We start from the raw sequence: 21,963 nt of genomic DNA on the forward strand, positions 1-21,963 counted from the left end.
ATCAATTTTTGTAATTGAACATTACGTATAATGAATCCTAATTGAATATTTATTACTATATATTTACAGTGAGCATATTTTTACCATATTAATTACAAATATGTTTATCAATGGGAGGGAGCCCAATGAGGTTTGATAAAAATTCTGTAATGCCGATTTTCGGCACTATTCTATTTGGTTTACTCATGATCTTGAAGTTTTCTACCACAAGCGTGCGAGCTGAACTTTTAGCTGATACATGGGGACGTCAGGCAACTCCACAAGGATTGTCTTTAACAAATAGTGAGAATAGTAATTCGTATTTTACATATGTGAACAATTTTTCAGCAACTGTTCCTAATACTGCCAAGGTAATTAGGGGACAAAATCCTAAATATCCCGAATCAGATGCGGTGCAGTTGACTGATAATATTAATCAAATCAGTTCTATTTGGAGTGACGTTGATAAGGGAAACTATATCGATACTGCTATACCGCAACGACTGTCGATGTGGTTGTATTTTGGTCATGCAACTACGCCTGCCGATGGAATTGCTTTGGTACTTCAGAATGATTCCAGAAAGGAAGCCGCAATTTCTACCTATAATAAAGAGCCGTTGCCTGGTGAAACATTAGGTGTTTGGGGTCCAGATAAGGATAAAAATCAAACTAAGCCAACGGTTATTGCGGCTGGTGCCATTCAGAATTCGTGGGCTTTGGAATTTGATACATTCTTAAATAGAAATAGTACAGCTGGTTTAGCGAGTTACTTCGATAATGATTTTGAATCAGGTTTAGTAGCAGGAATCATCGGTAATCAACATATGGCTTGGAATTATCCTGGTATCGCTGATACTTATTTATATGACTGGATGAACGGTGGTAGTGTATACAGAATGGTACATAAGGACCCCAAGGAGTTTTTAAATCTAACCAAAAATTCTGATGGTGATAATTCCTGGCATCATTTGACACTGAATTATTTACCACCTGTTGCTGGATCGACTGAGGCAACTTTGATTTATTCATTCAATGACAAAAAAACTAACGGTGAAGCTGGTTCGATGCTGAATACACCGAATGATCAACCATACAGTAATACGATTGAGCTGGAGTTAGCTAACTTTCACTTTGATAAAGACGAAAATGGCGTCACAGATACGAAACTGCGATATGGGTTCACTGGTTCAACTGGTGCTCAAGCGTCACTGAATATGGCAGTTTTTGAAACCATGCCATCATTGGTGAATGCTAGTTCAGAGGTAAAAGCCTACAATGTTTCTCAAGGTAATCGCGAGATCAAGGCTGGAGATACCAAGAGTTATAACAATAATGTGATCAAGTTCAGTTACAACGTTAATTACTTGTCAGGTCAAAATGACTTGCTTAATACGGTCGCGACGATCAATCTGCCGGGAAATATGACTTATGCGACGACTGGTAATATTGGTAATGTTGTATATTCAGATGGTAAGACGGAGCCGATTCCAGTCAGTGAAGTCAGCAATGGTATCGTGACTCATCGATTGCAACGGGACTTGAATAATGGTTTGAAAGGTGCAAAAATCGAAATAACTGGTGTTACAAAAATTGCATCCGGTAGTAGTAAGACGGAAGTTGCGAGTGCTCATGCTGGTATCAAAGGTGACTTGTACAAGGATGATCTTAATACACCGAACTTTTATATTATTGCTGAACCAAGACATCTGAGTATTTCGTCCACATCAGCTGAATCTCAAACAGCAGCTTTGGGAAGTCCGCTACATTTTGCGGGGACAATGTCATATGATGATTCAACCGTGATCAAGAACGAAAACATGTCGATCATTGTGACGGCGAATGGACAGGTGGTAACTACCAAAGATACAGCTAGTAAGGATAGTTTGTTCTCATTAGACATGACTGATGAGAGTCTCTTCCCAGTCGGTTCATATCCTGTAACGATTCAAGTAGTCGATCAAAATGGGATTGCTTCGAATATCCTAACGTATGATGTGACGGTGACTTCGGCCGATCCAGTGTTATCAACCGATAATTCAGAACTGACAGCGATTCAATCATTGGGAACGGTAAACATACCAGCACATGTAACTTATGATGGTAGTCTAAGTTTTGATAGTAGTAATCTTACTTGGCATATGAAGGTCATGAATGAAGATGGGACTGAAGTTATTAAGGATAATATCAGTGCGCCGATTCAGGACACCTTTGCTGGAGTGACGGCACAGGATTTTGTTCAGGTGTTTAATCTCGATACATTAGGAATAACCAAGCCTGGTAAATATCAGATTCAAGCTTATGTCAAAAATCAGCACGATAGAGCATCCAACACAGTTGACTATTCTTTGGAAGTCATAGCAAAGTCAGCTAATCTGATATCTGATAAGAATTACTCATTCAAGCCGATCAATACTAGTGGTGAGTCTAGGATCGTTGATCGTGCAGGAGATTGGACACTTGAGGTTAACAGTATTGAATCCGATTGGACGTTGACTGCTAAGGCAACTGATCTGACAGGAAAAGATGCTGACGGTAATTCGATCGGTGATTTGAATGGCAATATGGTGTTTGTGGACTCTGACAAAATTATGCAAAATATGAATTCATATGTCCTGATCGATGAACAAAAGGAAGCCATAACACATAACCGAGATATCGGTGGTAACTGGAAATCAAACGAAGGCATCTTGCTGAATGTGTTACCCAATCCTGTTGGGGGAGTATATACAGGGATGATCGATTGGACTTTGAATAATACACCTTAATTTATAATTCGTTATGAAGATACTTCTTATGAAGTATCTTTTTATTTATGTCAAAATACAATAACTTCGTTTGGATTTTTTGTATATATTACGTGTCATATGAAGTAACATCTATGTATAGATATACAAATATTTCACGAGGATATAGATGAATATGAATAAGCGATTGATAAGAAACTATTTACTATTAGTTGTCACTTCAATTCTTTTTCTTTTCTTCACTGAGATGCCGACTACTACTGTATTTGCGGGTAATCCCAGCGTATCTGACGTTTACAAAGCGGCACCACCAGGATGAACTTAGAAAATTATTTTGAATCACCTAGGGAATACAAGGGAAGCAGCAAAACTATGCCCAATAGTATGGTGATACTGAAGAAAGGTGTAGTTGGCAATCAAAGTGATATTGTACAGATGACTAATGGTACTAATCAATTAGCGTCTATCTGGGGAAGGACGGCAACAGCTGATGCACCGGATACACCGTATAATTATTTTGATGTGACTAAGGAACAGGAGTTTTCGGCTTGGATGTATTTTGGGGATGATGAAGCTAGATCCGCTGATGGAATGGCATTTGTCATTCAAAATGATGATGCTGGAATCGATGCTATCTCTAAGACAGTTGATTCTACTGGTAAAAAAAATCCCCAAACCGGAGAGACCATCGGTGTGTGGGGTGGCTGGGGTGCATTGAGCTCTGATGACATGGCTGCGGGTGCTATTCAGAACAGCTTTGCACTAGAGTTTGATACTCATCACAATGATTCTATCCCCAAATCTGTGTTTGGGGTGAGCTTATTGAGCCGGGATAATTATTTCGATGGATCCAAGATGCTGAACAATCATACTTTTGTGAATAAGGGGCAACATATGGCTTGGAATTATCCAGCTCTGCCGAATATGTATATACATAATTGGGATTTGATAAATGTTTGGTTTGATATGGAACATAAAGATACGATACATAATCTTACATTGTCCGGGAATTCGATTGATGAAGCGTGGCATCACTTTTATTTCAAATATGTTCCACCTTCTGCAGGAAGCACGATTGCGCATATTTCTTATGTTTTTGACGATAAGAATTACGATGGGTCTATCAGATCATTTAATGAATGGAATAGGCGTCCTAGGAAGAAAGGAACTTATATCGACATTGATACTAAGAACTTCAACCTAAAACCAGGTCAAAAACGTATTCGCTGGGGTTTCACTAGTTCCACTGGTTCACCAGATACTAAAGCTACGACTAATGCTATTATTTTTGAATCCATTCCGGCAATTGCCAGCATTAATATCAACTCGAGTTTGTATGATGTTACGCAAGAACGTGGAATATTGGACTTTGATCAGAACAATCAAGCGGATGTAAATGTTAATAACGGTGATAAGTTAGAGTTCAATTATGGCTTGAACTACACTTCTGGATTAGCGGAATCAGGGCAGATCGATACAAGGATCAATTTACCATCACATGTTGATTTCACGCCTGATGATGCTGGTATTATCGGTAAAATTACATATCAAGATAAGTCCGTCGATATTACAAAAGATGAATTGACACAAGAAGCTGATAGCAAGGGGAATATAACCAGATTTGTAAAGTTAAAATTACCCAGCTTAGGTTATGACAATAATAACGTTCAGATCCAACTAAATGGTAAAGCTGATATTGGAAGTAACGTCTCTTCCAAGGTAACCAACGTTGATCAAGCACATACTTCATTTGTTAGTCCGCACTACACTGGTGATCTGATGAGTCCGCAATTCAGCATTAACCCGGTGGAAGATACGTTGAAGATGACTGAAGGTATAACGCCAAAGATGGCGATTCAGCATAGTCAGAGTTTTGAGATGCAAGGAACAGTTGAGTATCAAAAAGGCTCTTTGTTTAACTGCAATAAGTTAGACCTGCATACTTCAATTGATGGCGGCACTTCCGAAGTGACTGAATTGCCAGTTACCAAGGATAAGAATAAAGAAGAATATGACATTGTTAGAAAAGCTTCATCATTAGAATTAGGCGACCATACTGTGACGTTGTATGTTTCAGATGCCAAGCATCGATTCTCTAACAAAGTCACTTATGACGTAACCGTTGAAAAAGATACCTCGGTGTTGAAACTGGAGAGTAGTCCCAATTATAAGTTTCAAAGTATCAATCAAAGTCCGGAAGCGGGAGTGGTTCATCGATCGGGTGACTGGGTTCTCAAAGTCGAAAGTTTGAATTCAGTTTGGAGCTTAAAAGCTAAGACATCTGGATTAGTGGATGATAAGAATAATCCTTTGGCAGGTGGCTTGATTTTTAGGAAGGATGGAAAAGATAATCCATTAAAGGATAATCAGGTTCTACTGGATAAAGATGACAAGCTTATTAATGAAGATAAAGTTTTTGATATTGCCGGTCATTGGCAAAAAGATTCTGGAATTTTGTTAAAGATCAGATCCAATGCATCTAGTGGGAGTTATAAAGGAACCATTAGTTGGACATTAACTAATAGTATTGATTCGTAAGTATCATGTCTGTTGATGTGGTACTTTTTTCGTGGTCACTTTTTAAAATATTATATATTAAATATTGAGTGTTAAAAATAATGGTAGCGCTTATACATTTATGGCATATGTTTTTACCATTTTAGGAGATAAATTATTATTTTTATTGGAATGAAATTACTTAATTTATGCTGTATAGTAATAAATATTAAATTAATTGAGGAAGCATTGCCATTTTGGGAGGGATAACAGTTGAAAAAGAGGAATTTGGGGTCATATACTGTTATGCCCATTATTTTGTTTACTTTGTTTATATTTTTTGGAAATGTACATATTGTTCACGCTGAAAATGGTGCTGACCAAACAAATCGGCTCAATGCTCCAGCCGGATTGTCATTGGAACAAGTTGATGATGGTTATTTTACCGTTGGTGATTTTGGTGCTACTAATAGTGCGACGGTAAATCCTTCAGACGTATCCAAAGGTGAGATCTCCAGACCTGATGAGGTTAGACTTACGAATGATAACAATCAATTGTCATCTATCTGGAGTAATGTTGATAATGGAAATTATTTAGATATTACGCATAAACAAAAAATGTCGATGTGGCTGTATTTTGGAAATAAAGGCAGCAGTGGTGACGGTATGGCACTTGTTTTACAAAATGGTGGAATAGATGCTATTTCAAGAAAAAATGATGGTACACCTTCACCGGGTGAAACATTAGGAGTTTGGGCATCTGATTCTAACGGGGCACAGAGCAGTCGAGATGAATTAGCTAAAACAGCAATACAGAACAGTTGGGCATTGGAGTTTGATACATTTAAAAATGTAACAAAGACTCCAGTCCTGGCATCTGGTTTTGATGTAGACCTTAATGGTTTAAGTAGTTATTCTGATGAACATATTGCTTGGAATTATCCAGCTGAGGGTAGTACCTATAATCAGTATGGTTCAGGACCGAATGGTTATTATTATTCCATGAATCACGAAGATGCTCGTGAAAAACTTCATCTTACTACTAATAATTATAAAGTGAATAGTGGACAAGCCATTTGGCATCATTTAACGGTTGAATATACTCCACCCGTGACCAAAGGTAGTAATTTAGCAACACTGAAGTATACGTTTAATGATAAGAATCCCGATGGATCACAAGGTAGTAATATTCCTGATGAAGAATTCAGTAAAACAGTTCAACTGGACTTGAGTAAATTTCATCTGAACGGAAATACAAAGTTACGATATGGATTCACAGGATCTACGGGAACTGTTTTCGCGGAAAATATGGCGGTCTTCGAAACTATGCCATCCCTAGTTGAAGCTGAATCAAACGTCGTTGTTAACGATGCCACTCAAGGCAATCGTGAAATTGCGGATGGTGGTAAAAATGTTCACGATGGCGACAAGATGAACTTCAATTACAACGTTACATATGATTCTGGTGAAAAAGATTTGGCTGATATCAAAGCCACAATTAGTCTTCCTGGTCATATGACCTATGCCAGTAGCGGTCAAGTGGGAACAGTCAGTTATGCTGATGGTAGTAAGTCTGAACCCATTGATGCTAGTGAAATCAAAGATGGTGTTCTTACTCATACGTTAGCTAGATCATTGAACAATGGCTTAAACACAGCTCAGATCCAACTCAATGGGGTTGCCAAAATCGATCAATCGAATGGAGCTGATGTTTCCACAAAGGTCGCATCAACACATACAGATATCACTGGTAATTTGTACAGTGATGATGTCTATACACCAAGTTTCACGATTGATCCGGTAACAACGCATTTGACTTTGAGTGCAATCAATCCGACAATCAGTGTTTATCCTGGTGATAAGTTCTTCTTAAATGGCCAGTATTCTTATGACGACGGAACGGCCGTTGATAATACGAAGATGCATTACTATGTCAATGTTGATGGTACACATGATTATAGTTTCGGAGACACTGATAGTTTTGATGGTTATTTTTCAATTTATGGTCAACACAAGGATGATAACGGAAACCTTGTGTCTAACTTTCCTCAAGATGATTTTTCCAAGGGAAAACATACGATTACAGTTTATGCAATGGATGATAACTATATTGTTTCCAAACCAGTGACATACACTGTTGATGTCCAAACTCCCAAGCCAGTCTTGAGCGTGGATGGTGATAGTGAAATCAACACGACTTTGTCAGCTGGAAATATTAATTTGCCAGTCAACTTAACTTATGATGACAAATATGGCTTTGATAGTTCAGATGTAACTTGGCATACAAAGGTTCAAGGAACCGGAGTTGAAGCCACGACTGCTTTAACGGATGGTTCAGCTAATCCCAAAACAAGCTCTAAGTTTGTTCAGACGCTGCGAGACAGTGATCTTAAAATTGACAAGGCTGGAAAATATACATTAACAGCCTATGTCACTGATAAGAATGGACAGTCCTCTGAATCAATCACTTTCACGGTTATTGTGCGGGATAAAACTGCTTCGTTGACATATCGGAATAGTTATTCGTTCGGTGCAGTGAATGCCAGTGATGAGACAGTATACGATCGTCGTAGTGGTGACTGGACATTAGGTGTTAATACGACTGAATCTGATTGGAGCTTGAGTGCCACTGCGTCCGACCTAAAGTCTAACGAAGGCTCAGCTACATTGAACGGAAACCTTGAATACATTGATAACGACGGTAATAGTCAGTCAATGAAGACAAAAACATTTTTAGGTGAAGATAAAAATGTTACTTCTGATAAAAAAGATATTTCTGGTTCATGGAAAGATGAATCTCACGGGATTTTGTTAAAAGTTATGCCTAATCCGGTTGCGGGAGGATATACAGGCACCATATCCTGGGATTTAACTAATTCACTATAATAATCTTAAGGAGCGACTTATTTGATAAGTCGCTCCTTTTTGGTATAAATTTAATAGTATATATATAAAATTATAGTTTCTAATAATAGAATTATTTTTTAATTATTATGATAAGATAATCACTATTACAACATTGAGGCTAGTTTGAGGGACTTTTTGGGGAACGAACTCGAACTAGTTTGAGGCGGTGTTAACATGAGGATAAAAAAATTACAAATATACTTGGGGATATTTGTTACAGTACTGATAGGTTTATTTAGTGTTCTCTCAAAACCACTTGAGACAACGGCTGCGACCGTACCTAGTGTATCGGATGTTTTGAAAGCAGCTCCTGATGGTATGAATCTGAATGATTATTTTGAGAAACCAGATAATTACTCACCTGGAGGTGGGACGACTTCTAATTCGGCCAAAGTCGTTACTAAGGGAAGTTCTACTCCGACAGATTTAATTGAAATGACTAGTGGAGCTAATCAAATATGTTCTGTTTGGGGGAGAATGACCGATTCAAATGGAAAAGATTATAATTATTTCGATGTAACAAAAGATCAGACTTTTTCGATGTGGATGTACTTCAGTGGTAGTGAAGGCACATCTAGTGATGGAATGGCTTTTGTAATCCAAAATGATGACCGTGGAATTAATGCTATCTCGACATACTCCTCTCTCCTATCAGCCGTAAGGCAGCTGGTGGTGAAACACTTGGTGTCTGGGGTGGAGATGGTACAGGTCCAGATATCGTTGGTTCTTCTTCTGCTCTTGCTACTGGAGCAATCAAGAAGAGTATTGCAGTGGAGTTCGATAGTTATATGAATACTACCAAGGCTGATGGAGGCTTGGTGTTGGGTAGTCAAAAAGATGCTTTCTTTGACGGTGGCATTGATTCATCAGGCTCTCCGCAAGTAAGGGGCCCACATGTCGCTTGGAATTATCCAGCATTATCTAGTACTTATACTGGAAATATTGCTACAACGTGGATGTATTACAGTATGAATCACAATGATCCTATACCTAATACTTATTTAGCAGGTGCCACCTCAACTAAGGACGCATGGCATCATGTTGTTATCAAGTACACGGCACCTGATTCTGGCAGTACGATTGGGCATCTACAATATATTTTTGATAACGAAAATTATGACGGTACTATTAAGCCTTACAGCGAATGGGACCAAAAAGGTGACGGTGCGAATAGTACTACTCACAGGATAATTGATGTTGATATCGGTAATCTAGGTTTAGCAAAGGGCCAAACCAAAGTTCGCTGGGGAATTACTAGTACTAGTGAGAGTACCGCAACTACTAATGCAGTGATTTTTGAATCGATTCCCGCGGTTGCAGATATCAGTTCCACAACTAGTCTGTATGATTCAACTCAAGGACGTAATATTCCTGACGGTGATAGATATCCCAATCAGGATCATAATGTTAATAATGGCGATAAGCTAAGGTTTGATTATAATTTAATTTACAATTCGGGATTAACTGAGACCGGTGATATAACTACCAAAATCAATGTTCCAAAGAATGTAGATTTCACAGCCGATAGTTATGGAAATATTGGTGAAATCGAATATTCCGGTGGCACACAAAAAATCAAAGCAACGGATCTAAATTCTGATGGAACAATCAATCTAACTTTGAATAGTATGAGTAGTGCTAATTCTATTGCAGAAGTTCACTTGAATGGGACGGCAAATATTGGTGATAATACGACTGCTAAGGCGACAACAGTTCTTGGTGCGCATACTTCATATGATAGTACCCATTACACAGGGGATGTCATGAGTCCTTTGTTTAAGATTAATCCAGTAAATGATACTTTGCAGATTAAGAATAATGATGATTTAACTAGAACTGTCAAAACCGGTACAAGTGTAAGTATGGCCGGAACTATCAGTTATGAAAAAGGTTCAACCTTTGGTACTAACAGTTTGACTATGCATACAATCGTTGACGGGGTACAACAACCTGATTCGACTCTTTCTGTTGATCCAACAGCGAAGTCAGCTGATTATACTTTGAAGTATGATGCTGATACATTGGGTCCCGGTACACATACGATTGAAGTTTATGCATCCGATTCGATGCACTTAACTACTGAACACCTTGCATACAAGATTACAGTTGAGGATAAGAAACTTTTGCTGACATCTGATAGTCCATCCAGTTACACTATTTCTCCCGAAAATACAATAACCTTTTCGGGTAAACTTAGCTATGACGATGGCTCAGCGTTCGATCCAGGTAGTGCACAGGTTGCATATATAATGGATAACGGCATACCACTTTATGACAAGCCTAAGACAGATACACCAGGTGATATTACTTCGTATGTTTCTAGTTGGTCGTACACTGGGTCTAAACTGGGCGTTGGTAAGCATAACTTGGTGATTTATGCAGAAGATAGTAGTGGTAGAAAATCTCAAGCGTATACAATAACCGTTAATGTCACGACCAAGGTGCTATCACTTGAAAGCAACAAGTCATACAGTTTCCAAACAACTAATCAATCTGCAGAAAGCAAATTGATCAAACGGTCTGGTGATTGGGACCTCAAAGTTACTAGTGCAAAGACGGCATGGAGTTTGACGGCTCAGTCAACACCGTTAATGAACAGCAGTACCAACTTGCCAATAACCGGAACGATGGTTTACCGCGAAGGACTTAATCAATATTCACTTGAAGATGATCCAGTCTTGATTGGTTCAGATTCGACAGTAAGTAATGATACCAAAGTTACTGACATCACTAAGAATTGGACCAGCAGCACGGGGATATTGTTGAGTGTCGCTCCAGATACTGAAGCTGGTACTTATACAGGAAAGATTAACTGGACACTAACAGATAGTGTTGATACGAATTAATAAACTTTTTAAGCCAACCTTTAAAATAAAGGCTGGTTTTTTTAATACAGCTTTAACAAAAATTCATTTTAGACAAACAAAAATATTATTAACTAGTTATTAAGTTGTTAGTGTATATGATATGATAATTATACTGGTAAATGTGATAATTTTAACAATACTTGTGGGAAGTCTTGTTAGAGTAAAGGTGAGGAGGATGACGTAATGAGGGAGCGGCATTCAAAGCTATATCTTGGGTTAGGACTCATGTTTCTTATGAGTCTATTTTTCGTGGGATTCAACAATACGACGGTTGAGGCAGTTCCAAGTAGGGATCAAGTTTATCAAGGTGCACCTTCAGGAATGGATCTGGAGGATTTTTTCAGTTGGCCTAGTAGTTATAATTATGGAAGCACGGTACAAAATAGTGTCCAAATTATTGGTAAAGGTAGTAGCGGTGCTACAACTGATATTGTTCAAATGACAAACGGATCGAATGATGTCGGCTCAATCTGGGGTAGGATGTCATCTAATAATGAAGATTATAATTATTTTGATATTACTAAGAAACAGACCTTTTCTATGTGGGTCTACATGGGTGACAAGAGATTCAACTACACCAAATATAATGAAGATAAAAATGATATAGATGGTAACAATGGTTCGGGAGAAGGAATAGCCTTCGTTATTCAGAATGATGATAATGATGAAAACGCCATTGCTCATTATGATGGGCTTTTTGGATTAAATGATACCCCTTCTGGTAAAGAGTCGCTGGGCGTCTGGGGAGGTAGCCCATTTGTAGGAGCCAATAGTTTATCTGATACGAAGAACTTTGCTAAAGGTGCCATTCAAAATAGCTTTGCCATGGAATTAGATACTAGACGTAATGTTAGAGCAGCACAAAATTTTCAATTACAAGATGATTATTTTGATGCGACGATGGGATCAGATAATACTAAGGAAGCCAAGGGCCAACATATTGCCTGGAATTATCCTGGAGAATCATCAACTTATAATGTAGGTATCACGGATCCCCTATGGACCAGTCATACGATGGAACACAAAGGTGTTATCCACAATCTTAACATGACTGGTGATGCTACAGTGGAATCGGCATGGCATCATTTTACTTTCACATATTATCCACCTGAGGATAACAAGTCAGCGCATATTTTCTATGCATTTAGTGACAAGGACTATGACGGAACGATTAGACCTTTTAATAATTGGGATAGTAGAGGGGAAGGAACTGTCAAACATCCGATAATGGACATCGATATTGGCAAGCTCAATCTAGATCCAGGTCAAACCAAAGTGCGTTGGGGATTAACTAGTGCCTCTGGAGATACAGCTACGACTAATGCAGTTATTTTTGAATCGATTCCGGCGGTTGCTGATATTGAGACAACTACTAACCTCTACGATTACACTCAAGAACGTGATATTCCTGATAGTGACAGGAATAGTACAGTTGATGATGATGTCAATAATGGTGATAAGTTGAGATTTGATTATAACCTCACTTATAACTCAGGACTTATGAGTACAGGAGATATTACTACCAAAATCAATGTACCTAAGAACGTAGACTTCACGGCCGATGAAGCAGGTAATATTGGTGAAATTAAATATTCTGGTGAAACTGTAAAAATTAATGCCAGTCAGTTGAACTCTGATGGAACAATCGATCTGACGTTGAATAGTATGGGTAAGGATAATGTTAGTGCACAGATCCGCTTGTACGGTACGGCTAATATTGGCAGTGATGGTAATATTAATCCTGTTTTGGTCAAGCAAGCACATACTTCATATGATAGTGATCACTATACCGGGGATGTTATGACGCCACAGTTTACCATCAATCCTTTGGGAGATACTTTGCAGTTGGCACCAAAAGACACTGACGATACTATGCAGCGCTCAATTATAACTGGTAAAGAAGCCCAGATGGACATGAATATCAATTATCAAAACGGTTCTTCTTTTGGAAATGATAAAGTTACTGTTACTACTATTGTTGATAAGGGAACTGATAAGGAAACTAAGAGTTCTTCAATACAAGCAGTTGATTCCTCCGCAACTAATTCAGAGTATTCATTAGTTATGAGTGGTTTGAAAGCCGGCGATCATAATGTGGAAGTCTATGTGACTGATTCGAAGCATCGGATTTCTAATTACTTGAATTATTTGGTTAAGGCTGAAGATAGAAAACTACTCTTTGAAGTCGACAATGAAAGAGAAATGACAATATCGTTGGATGATACTATTGATTTGACCGGGGTTCTAAAGTATAACGATGGATCTGAATTTGATTTAAATGATATGTCAATAATTTGGAAGACCGATGATAAAACACCACTAAATGTTGTTCCAAAGGCGCCGAACTATAATGATCCAACTATTGGTCAGAGCGAATACAAATATACGTTTTCTGTGAGTGGTGAAGTTTTGGGAATTGGTGATCATAAAGTTGTTGTTTATGCTTCCGGGGGAGGAGGTATAAACTATTCTGATAAAATAGAATTTACCATCCACGTAGTCGACAAAGTTCTCCAACTAACCAGTGATAAGAACTATAGATTCCAGACGACTAACCAATCAAATGAAAGCAAAGTCATCAAACGTGATGGTACTTGGACATTGAATGTTACAAGTGCTAAGACACCGTGGATTTTGACTGTTAGATCTGATGGATTGATGGGTTCGAATGGGATCCCGATAACTGGTAGTATGGTTTACCGTGATGACGCTAATGAATACACATTAGCCAATGATCCAGTAGAGATTGCTCGTGATGAGACTTCTGACATTATTGAAGATACTGAATATATCGGTGAAAATTGGAAACCTCTAGAAGGTATTTTACTTAAGGTAGCACCTAATACCTCGGCGGGAACTTATACTGGGGAAATCCAGTGGACATTGGTTGATGGGCCGATGCAATAGAATATTTTATAAAAAATAACGTAAATTGAATTTTTGAACCGCACCCTCCTAGTTGGAGTAATCCAACCAGGAGGGTTTTTCTATGTTTTCAAAAGATGTAAAACTAAAAGCTATTAATGATCTTAATGCCGGAATTAAAGTTAAACAAGTAATGGATAAATATGGGATAAAAGGTACCGCAACGTTATATCAGTGGAAATATGCTCATGATAAATTTGGTGATGATGGATTAATTCCATTCAGAAATGGAAGGACAATTCACGACTATTCGTTTAAAATTAAGGTAATCAGATGGCGAATAGATAATATAAAGTCGTATCCAGATGCCGCTAAGCATTTTGATATCACTGCTCCGGCAACAGTATGGTATTGGGAGAATGACTTATTATCAGGCCGTCTAAAACCTAAATTTGGACGGTCAGACACAAATATGTCAAAAGAAGATCAAGCAAAGAAACTTAAAGACCTAGAAGAAGAAAATAAACATCTAAAGGTCAAGGTAGCCTACTTGGAAAAATTGAAGGCCTTAACTCAAAAGAACAAAAAATCTCAAACCAACAAAAGGCCCAAATAGTTACTTAGTTAAGGCAAGACACTGAAGTAGAATTATCAATCATATTAGAGGTTGTAGGAATGTCTAGTAGTAGTTATCACTATTCGAAAGCTCATACCTATACCAAGGGTTCGGAGTCTGAAGAACTTGTAGAAGAAATCAGAAAAATACGCAAAGAAAATCCAGATTATGGTTACAGAACAGTTTCTGATGCGCTAAGAAACAGTGGAATCATTGTTAATCGTAAGGCAGTACTAAGGATTATGAAGAAATATGATTTATTGTGCCACGCATTTGAAAAGAAAACCAGAAAGCTAAATACATACCGTGGTACTGTCGGCAAGGTCGCTAAAAATATGCTTAATCGTAGATTCTTAACCGATAGACCTTATCAAAAAATCGTTACGGATGTTACGGAAATAAGATGGGGCAACGAAACTACGAACGAACGCGCTTATTTCACTGCATACATAGATATATATAGTGGAGAAATAACAACCTGGAACATTTCTCTAAGCCCTACGGTTGAGTTCGTAATGAAGCCACTAAATGAATTAATAATGATTAGGCCTGATCTCGATTATCGAATGACGATACACTCAGATCAAGGATTTCATTATCAAAACAAAAGGTATGTTAAAAAATTAAAGAAAAACCGCATCTTCCAGAGCATGAGCCGAAAAGCAACATGCTTGGATAATGCGGTAGCTGAGAGTATCTTCCATATTCTTAAGGTAGGAACAACTTTAAATTACAAATACGACACCTATGAAGGCCTAAAAAAAGGTATTGACGAATATGTGTATTATTACAACAACAAGCGTATAAGAACAAAATTGGCCGGAAAGACACCGGTAGAATACCGGGATCTTTCCGACCAACTAGTTGCTTAAAATGAACTCCAATTATTGGGGTGCAGTTCATTTACGTTATTTTTTTACATTTAATTTTTTAGGCTACTATAATGAGGTTGAATTATAAAAAAATAAATAAAACTTTTATAAAATAAGAAGGGGTATTTTTGAAGAAAGGGAAGGTAGTAACGACAGTAGGAATTGTCGTTTTATTTTGTGTTTCGTTGATAATTGGAATTAATTACAGTATCAGTGTTCACGCAGCAACAGCATACATTCCACAGTCAACTCTAGTTTCTAGAGGACCTGAGGGTATAAAACTGGGTAATTATTTTGATTACAATTCAGATAGCACTTTCTCAACTAATCATGCAGTATCTGTTACTAGTGATTATTATCCAGATACAACAGATATTTTGGAACTGAGTAATGGAGCTAATCAGCTTAGTTCTGTTTGGAGTAATAACAAAGATAACTACTTTGATGCCAGCAAGCCACAAACATTATCTGTCTGGCTGTATTTGGGCGCCAATGAGCTGATCAGTCATGCTGGCGAAGGTGTGGCATTTGTTTTGCAGAATTCTGGTACTAATGCTATTTCCCGTGACCTTAATGGTAATCCTGCTTCAGGACAGACGCTAGGTGTCTGGGGTGATGATACTATTCCCGATACCACTAATTATTCTAATATTATCAAGTTACCGAATAACACAGCCGATGAGGTTGCTAAGAGGGCTATTCAGAATAGCTGGGCGCTGGAATTTGATACTAATATCAATCAGACGGTTGGTAAACTAGACTATACTGATAACATTATTACATTGGACAATGATGATGGTGATACTTTGAAAAATGATCCGGTTACTCAAGATTATGATGATACTGGTTTGGATGATGGAACAACGACTAAGCAAGTCAGAGATCAACACATTGCCTGGAATTACCCTGGTGCTGCTAGTACATATGTTGTCAGCCCAACTAAATATTTGAATAACACTAAACTTAATGGTTTTCTAACTGGACAGTATAAAACAATTGACCAATATCAAATGGATCATGATCCGGAAAAGAGTAAGGAGCAGACTGATGAAGATGCGGATATGATCTATGGTGCTAAAAATGATGTTGATATGACGGCTTATGCTACCAGTTCTAAAACTTGGCATCATTTAACAATTAAATATACACCTCCAGCAGATGGCAATTTACAGACTGGAACTGGCAAAATCAATTATTCTTATAATGACAAGAAGTACGATGGAACTAATGGTACCTATAAAAATAATGGTATGCGTTATGGTATTTCTGATGTTGATATGAAACAATTTCATCTAACCAATGGTCAAAATAAGCTCTACTATGGTTTCACAGGTTCAACTGGAGCTAATGGTAGTTATGATGCATTGATTTTTGAAACCATGCCATCAGTGGTTGAAGCTAAAGCGGATCAGACAATTACAGATACGACTCAAAATAAGACTGTTACTGATGGATCAACTGTTTCTTCTGGTGATGATTTGAAACTTGAGTACAATCTCAATTACATAGATGGTAAAGCACCATTAAGTAATATTAGATTTGAACATGTACCAATAAAGGATTTGAGTTATGGTGATTCTAATGGGATTATTGGTCAGATAAATAATGCGGATGGTAGTACTAGTAACATAACCAAGGACGATTTAACTAATTATATTCCTGATCCAGATAGTCCGACTGTAACAAGTCAAGAAATTATAAAGGCAATAAATGGTGAACTCAGTGGAGATACTAGTGCGGTAACGGTCACTTTGTATGCTAAAGCGAATACTGTAACTTCTGATACTACCGAAGACTCAACACGTAGTACATTTATCGGTGATTTGTATAAGAAGGATTTAGCCTCACCGACATTTACAATCAATGCAAATAAGCCTCACATTGAACCAACTGGTGGTACTGATAATCAAACTGTTCAAAGCAGTAGTGACTTCCAGCTTTTGGGTGATATCACAGAAGTGAATGACAAGAATGAACCACAGATTTTTAAAGTTAGTGATATGAAAATAAGTACCAAGATAAATGATGGTAGTTGGACGACTCCTAGCACATTAGTTGGGTATGCAGCATCCACAACTAACTCTTATAATTTAATGTCTAGCATGAATAGTTCTGCGTTGAACAAGGAAGGCGAGAACCATGTCTACATCAGGGCTATTGATTCCAATGGTAATGTTTCTAATGTTGCAGATTATAAGATAACAGTTAATGATTACACTTTGAAGGCTAAGGCCGATAATCCAATAATCGATGTCACAAATGACGATCCAATCAATATCACTGGAACGTTCGCCCATATAGACGGGGCGGCTTTGGAATCAGGAACGGCAGAAGTATATATCAAGGTAACGAATGAAGATGGAACAACTTCTTCTGAAAGAGCGTATAGTACCGACAATGCTAGTGGTAAATTCTCAGTGGCATTGAAGCCGTATGCCTATGATATGAACTCTAATGCAGATAATCAGGCTGAATCTTATGATGACTTCCTTAGTGATTGGTCTAATACTATGGGACTACTCAAAGAAGGTACTAATGTAGTATCACTAAGAATTGTTGATGCGGATAGTCACAAATCCACACCGATAACTTATACGATCAATGTGCCTAAGATTACTCCGAAGTTAACGATTGATTCACCAAGTCAGACATCAGTTAATACGAACTTCAATATTCCCGTCAAGGCTGACTTAGGTAGTGGATATTCATTCAACGCTAAGAACTTGAAATACTCTGTTACTGCTAATGGTGTGACTAAGACTATAATTCCGAGTGCGCCAGTAACTAATCAAGTCGGTCCAGTAAGCAGTCCGTTCAGTTCAACGGTTGATGCATTTAACTTCGATAAGAATAAGGCTTATCCGATGACTATAACTGCGACCGATGTTTATGGTAGAAAGTCAGCTCCGTTGGATGTCTCCTTCACATATGTTGAAAATATTTTGAATTTGAGTGTTGGCAATTATAGTTTCAAAACTCTTAATCTGAATGGGATCAACAATGAATTAGTTCCCCGTAAGTAACTGGGATATTGATGTCGAAAGTTATAAGACTGATTGGGACTTGTCAGCCACGGGTAGTGATATGTATAAGTCACTCGCTGATGGTAGCAAGCAAAAGCTCAATGGTAACTTAGTGTATGTTGACAAAGCTGATCAATCACATCTACTTGATAACCAGTTGATCGATGAAGATTATTCAGGCAGTGCAACTGATAAGCATACTGATGTTTCTGATGATTGGACTGCAAATGAAGGAATTCTTTTGGATCTTTATTCATCTGAAGTTTCAGGTAATTATACAGGGACTATTAATTGGACTTTGGTTCAAGCTCCATAGATGTTAGATAAATAGGCAAACTCATTTTTGAGCTTGTCTATTTTTATTATCAAATTTATTTTTTGTAAATAATTCTTTCTTTATTTGATGTGTATAGACAAGTAATCCTGCCATAATAAAGTATGTAAAAGTAGCCGATTGTGAGGGGAAAATTTTGAAAAGGTTAGGTGTATTTGTTGTTACTTCAATAATTGCTTTTTTCATATTACTTGATATTAACGTAATAAATGTTAAGGCGGTAGTTCCTTACTATAGTGATTCTGATGCTATGTCTTATGCACCATATGGAATACCATTAGGTAATCTGGATGATAATTCACTTTTTGTACAAGGCTCACATACATCGGGAAATAATTCTGTCATTAATGGTGATGCTCTTCAATTAACTCAAAAGGGTCAGAATAATCAGGTCTCGTCTGTTTGGAGTAATATGGACAATAATAATTATATTGATACGGGTAAAAAACAGACTTTATCAGTTTGGTTATACTTTGGTTATTCATTATATAATTCTGAAGGTATGGCTTTTGTATTACAGAATGATCCAAACGGAACCTCGGCAATTGCCAAAAATGGTAATGATATAGCCGGTGGTGAAACAATCGGTGTTTGGGGTAGTGACTTAAAGAATAAAGCGACAAGCACTGATTTAGCTAACTCGGCTATCCAAAAGAGTTGGGCACTAGAATTTGATGCTAATGTCAATGGTGATCAAGATTCTAATGATATTAATAATAAGACTGGTGGTGCTCCTGGAGGATCATTTGATAGTTATCAAATGAAAACTATGAGAGGTATTCATGATCAACATTTGGCTTGGGCATATCCCGGTCGTCCAGAAACATACACTAATGTTGGCTCCCAAACAAGTACGGTATGGTCTGGTGGGCTCATAAGTATTCCTAATCAAGTAACTACTAATTATTATGAGATGAATCATAATGATGTTGAAGAAACAACCTTATCACCCGCTGCAACAGCAGACTTAGCTTGGCATCATATGGTTGTCACTTACACACCTCCAACAGATGCAGATCCTAATAATGCAACTTTGGAGTATAAGTATAATGATAAGACTTTAGCCGGATATGCGCAGAACTTAAAGACAGGTCAAAATTTAATAAGTCATTCAATAAATTTGAACCTTTCATATTTAGGAGTCAAAAAGGGTGACCCATTACGTTTTGGCTTTACAGCTGCAAATGGTGTGGATGATGATCATACAGAAACTAATACAGTATTATTTGAATCCATTCCATCACTAGTTGATGCAGATGCTAATGCTTATGTTGTTGATAAAACTGATAAGACAAAAGTTAGTTCAAGTACAGATGTTATGGATAAGACTGACAAGAGCTTAAATGACGTAACATCCGTCCATCCAAAAGATGATTTACAATTCAATTACATGCTTCGTTATAATTCTGGTAAAGAAGCTATGAAGCCTGTTACTGCAAAAGTTGATTTACCAACGAATGTAACTATTACTTCTGATGGTGATGGTAGTATCGGTAAGGTGATTTATTCAGATGGCAGTTATGAAAATATTCCTGTAACTGATCTAAACGATGATAAGACGGTACTAACGCATGTTTTGTCAAAGGGATTGAGTTCCTCATTATCCACTGCAAAGGTTGAATTGAATGCTACAGCAGATGCAGTTCCTGATGCTAACTCGGCTCTACAAGTGCTATATCTCACGCTAGTTTAGAAGGTGCTAATTATAAGACCGATGTTCAAACACCAACATTCAATATTATAGAACCGCAGGACACTTTAACGATTGCTAAGACATCCGAAGACCCTGTCACGGTAGCCGAGGGTAAGACAGTAAATTTAACTGGTAATATGAGTTTTAAGAATCTAAAAACAGCTATAAATAATAATGATATGGATATTTACTATTCGGTTGACGGTGGAAAAACTATTGATTTTAAAGATACCGACAGTGGCAGTGGAAATTTTGTGATTCCATTTAGTAGCAGTGACGCAAAGAAACATACTATTGAAGTACAAGTTGTAGATAGTAATTATGTTTCACCAGATGGAACCAAGGATGTTGTATCTTCTAATACATTGACATATACAGTCAATGTAGAAGATCTGAGTCTCATTGCAAGTGCTTCAAATAATAATCCAATCGATAAGTTAAACGACACAACGGTAGCATTGCCTAATATCACAGTTAAACACAACGATGGATCAAATATAGAGAGCGGAAATTTAAAGGTTAATTACTCGATAACTAATCCAAACTCTAACGACGGTAAGGCTGTAGTTGGAATCGAAACTCCAATGATTCTTGGTGGTGACGGAACTGCCGATGGTTCCGAGACCTTCTCTCTTAATGTAACCAAGGATATGGGTCTTAGGGTCGGACAAAACACTGTTGACGTAACGGTTACTGATCCAGGAGGACATACATCGAATAAATTGACGTTTGTTATCAATGTTGAAGATAAGAATCCTGTACTTACATACGGTGATAAAAATAATGGAAAAATGACTGTAGTCGCGGCTGATGATAGTATAACTTTCCCATTGAATATAGCCTATGAAGATAATATACGGTTTAAACCTTCAGATTTGAAGTTCACTGCGAAAGTTGATGGTGAAAAAACTATTACTCTTCCTAAGCTAACAAGCAGCTCACTACATGATTCGCTTTATTTTGAAGAAACTATTGATCGAGCTAAATTAGGACTCGATGCTAATAAAAATGTAAAGACACACACAGTTACGTTCCAAGCAACTGATCCATATGGACGTGTATCTAAAGAATTAACTTTTAATTTGGATATGGTTTATAGTTCCGCAAATTTGACTTATAAGGATAGTTACTCATTTGGATCATTGAATCAAAGCCCAGAGTCGCGATTGGTTAAGAGAACTAGTGACTGGGATATTGGTGTTAATACGGTTGATTCACAATATAAGTTAACTGCCAGCGCTGGTCCGTTGACGGCCGGTGGTCCAACTGATAGTCATACTTTAGCTGGAGGATTGATCTACGTTGACCCTAATACTGGTAATTCTCAATCAATGACTGATCCAGTGACACTTAGTGAAAATAATTCCGATACGACTTATCAGTATCATATTTCAAATAAGTGGGCAAAAAATCAAGGTATCTTGTTACAGGTAAATTCTAATGCATCTGCCGGTTCATACAGTGGCAAGATAAATTGGAATTTAACTGATAGTATATAGTGCTAAATATCAAAATAGACAAACTCACATGTGGGTTTGTCTATTTTGTTGCTTATTTTTATTTCAAG

At 37.5% G+C, this 21,963-nt stretch carries 11 protein-coding genes and 1 pseudogene; all 12 read left to right on the forward strand.

Annotated features, from left to right (window positions below; translation table 11 throughout):
• The first annotated feature begins 125 nt into the window (after positions 1–125).
• Complete coding sequence (locus JCM14932_RS12690) at positions 126–2,744, forward strand: L-type lectin family protein (RefSeq protein ID WP_025025187.1); 2,619 nt, start codon at positions 126–128, stop codon at positions 2,742–2,744.
• A 294-nt stretch (positions 2,745–3,038) separates the two neighbouring features.
• The gene (locus JCM14932_RS12700) at positions 3,039–5,261 is read left to right on the forward strand and encodes an L-type lectin family protein (RefSeq protein ID WP_025025188.1); all 2,223 of its coding nucleotides are present in this window, start codon (positions 3,039–3,041) and stop codon (positions 5,259–5,261) included.
• 231 nt (positions 5,262–5,492) lie between these two features.
• Positions 5,493–8,105, forward strand: coding sequence for an L-type lectin family protein (locus tag JCM14932_RS12705; protein ID WP_025025189.1), 2,613 nt, complete (start codon positions 5,493–5,495; stop codon positions 8,103–8,105).
• A gap of 195 nt (positions 8,106–8,300) precedes the next feature.
• Entirely contained in the window at positions 8,301–8,918 is a 618-nt protein-coding gene (locus JCM14932_RS12710; protein ID WP_025025190.1) for an L-type lectin family protein, read from the forward strand.
• Positions 8,897–10,972 (forward strand): hypothetical protein, encoded by a 2,076-nt coding sequence (locus JCM14932_RS12715; protein ID WP_155832135.1) that lies wholly within the window; start codon positions 8,897–8,899, stop codon positions 10,970–10,972. Before JCM14932_RS12710 ends, JCM14932_RS12715 begins: the two co-directional genes overlap by 22 nt.
• A gap of 255 nt (positions 10,973–11,227) precedes the next feature.
• A complete protein-coding gene (locus tag JCM14932_RS12720) occupies positions 11,228–13,900 on the forward strand; it encodes an L-type lectin family protein (protein WP_155832136.1) in 2,673 nt (890 codons plus the stop codon).
• A gap of 82 nt (positions 13,901–13,982) precedes the next feature.
• Complete coding sequence (locus JCM14932_RS17300; protein WP_025025193.1) at positions 13,983–14,474, forward strand: helix-turn-helix domain-containing protein; 492 nt, start codon at positions 13,983–13,985, stop codon at positions 14,472–14,474.
• Positions 14,475–14,509: 35 nt separating this feature from the next.
• Positions 14,510–15,346, forward strand: a pseudogene (locus JCM14932_RS12730) (IS3 family transposase); the annotation flags it as partial.
• A gap of 128 nt (positions 15,347–15,474) precedes the next feature.
• The gene (locus tag JCM14932_RS12735) at positions 15,475–18,369 is read left to right on the forward strand and encodes an L-type lectin family protein (protein WP_025025195.1); all 2,895 of its coding nucleotides are present in this window, start codon (positions 15,475–15,477) and stop codon (positions 18,367–18,369) included.
• A gap of 61 nt (positions 18,370–18,430) precedes the next feature.
• Positions 18,431–18,685: a hypothetical protein gene (locus tag JCM14932_RS12740; protein ID WP_025025196.1), complete on the forward strand. Its 255-nt coding sequence runs from the start codon at positions 18,431–18,433 to the stop codon at positions 18,683–18,685.
• Between the two features lie 154 nt (positions 18,686–18,839).
• Complete coding sequence (locus JCM14932_RS12745) at positions 18,840–20,396, forward strand: L-type lectin family protein (protein ID WP_025025197.1); 1,557 nt, start codon at positions 18,840–18,842, stop codon at positions 20,394–20,396.
• 137 nt (positions 20,397–20,533) lie between these two features.
• Positions 20,534–21,895, forward strand: a complete 1,362-nt coding sequence (locus JCM14932_RS12750) for a hypothetical protein (RefSeq protein WP_025025198.1) — start codon at positions 20,534–20,536, stop codon at positions 21,893–21,895.
• Positions 21,896–21,963: the final 68 nt, after the last annotated feature.

This window comes from Companilactobacillus nodensis DSM 19682 = JCM 14932 = NBRC 107160 (assembly GCF_000615905.1).
In the GTDB taxonomy this organism is placed as follows: domain Bacteria; phylum Bacillota; class Bacilli; order Lactobacillales; family Lactobacillaceae; genus Companilactobacillus; species Companilactobacillus nodensis.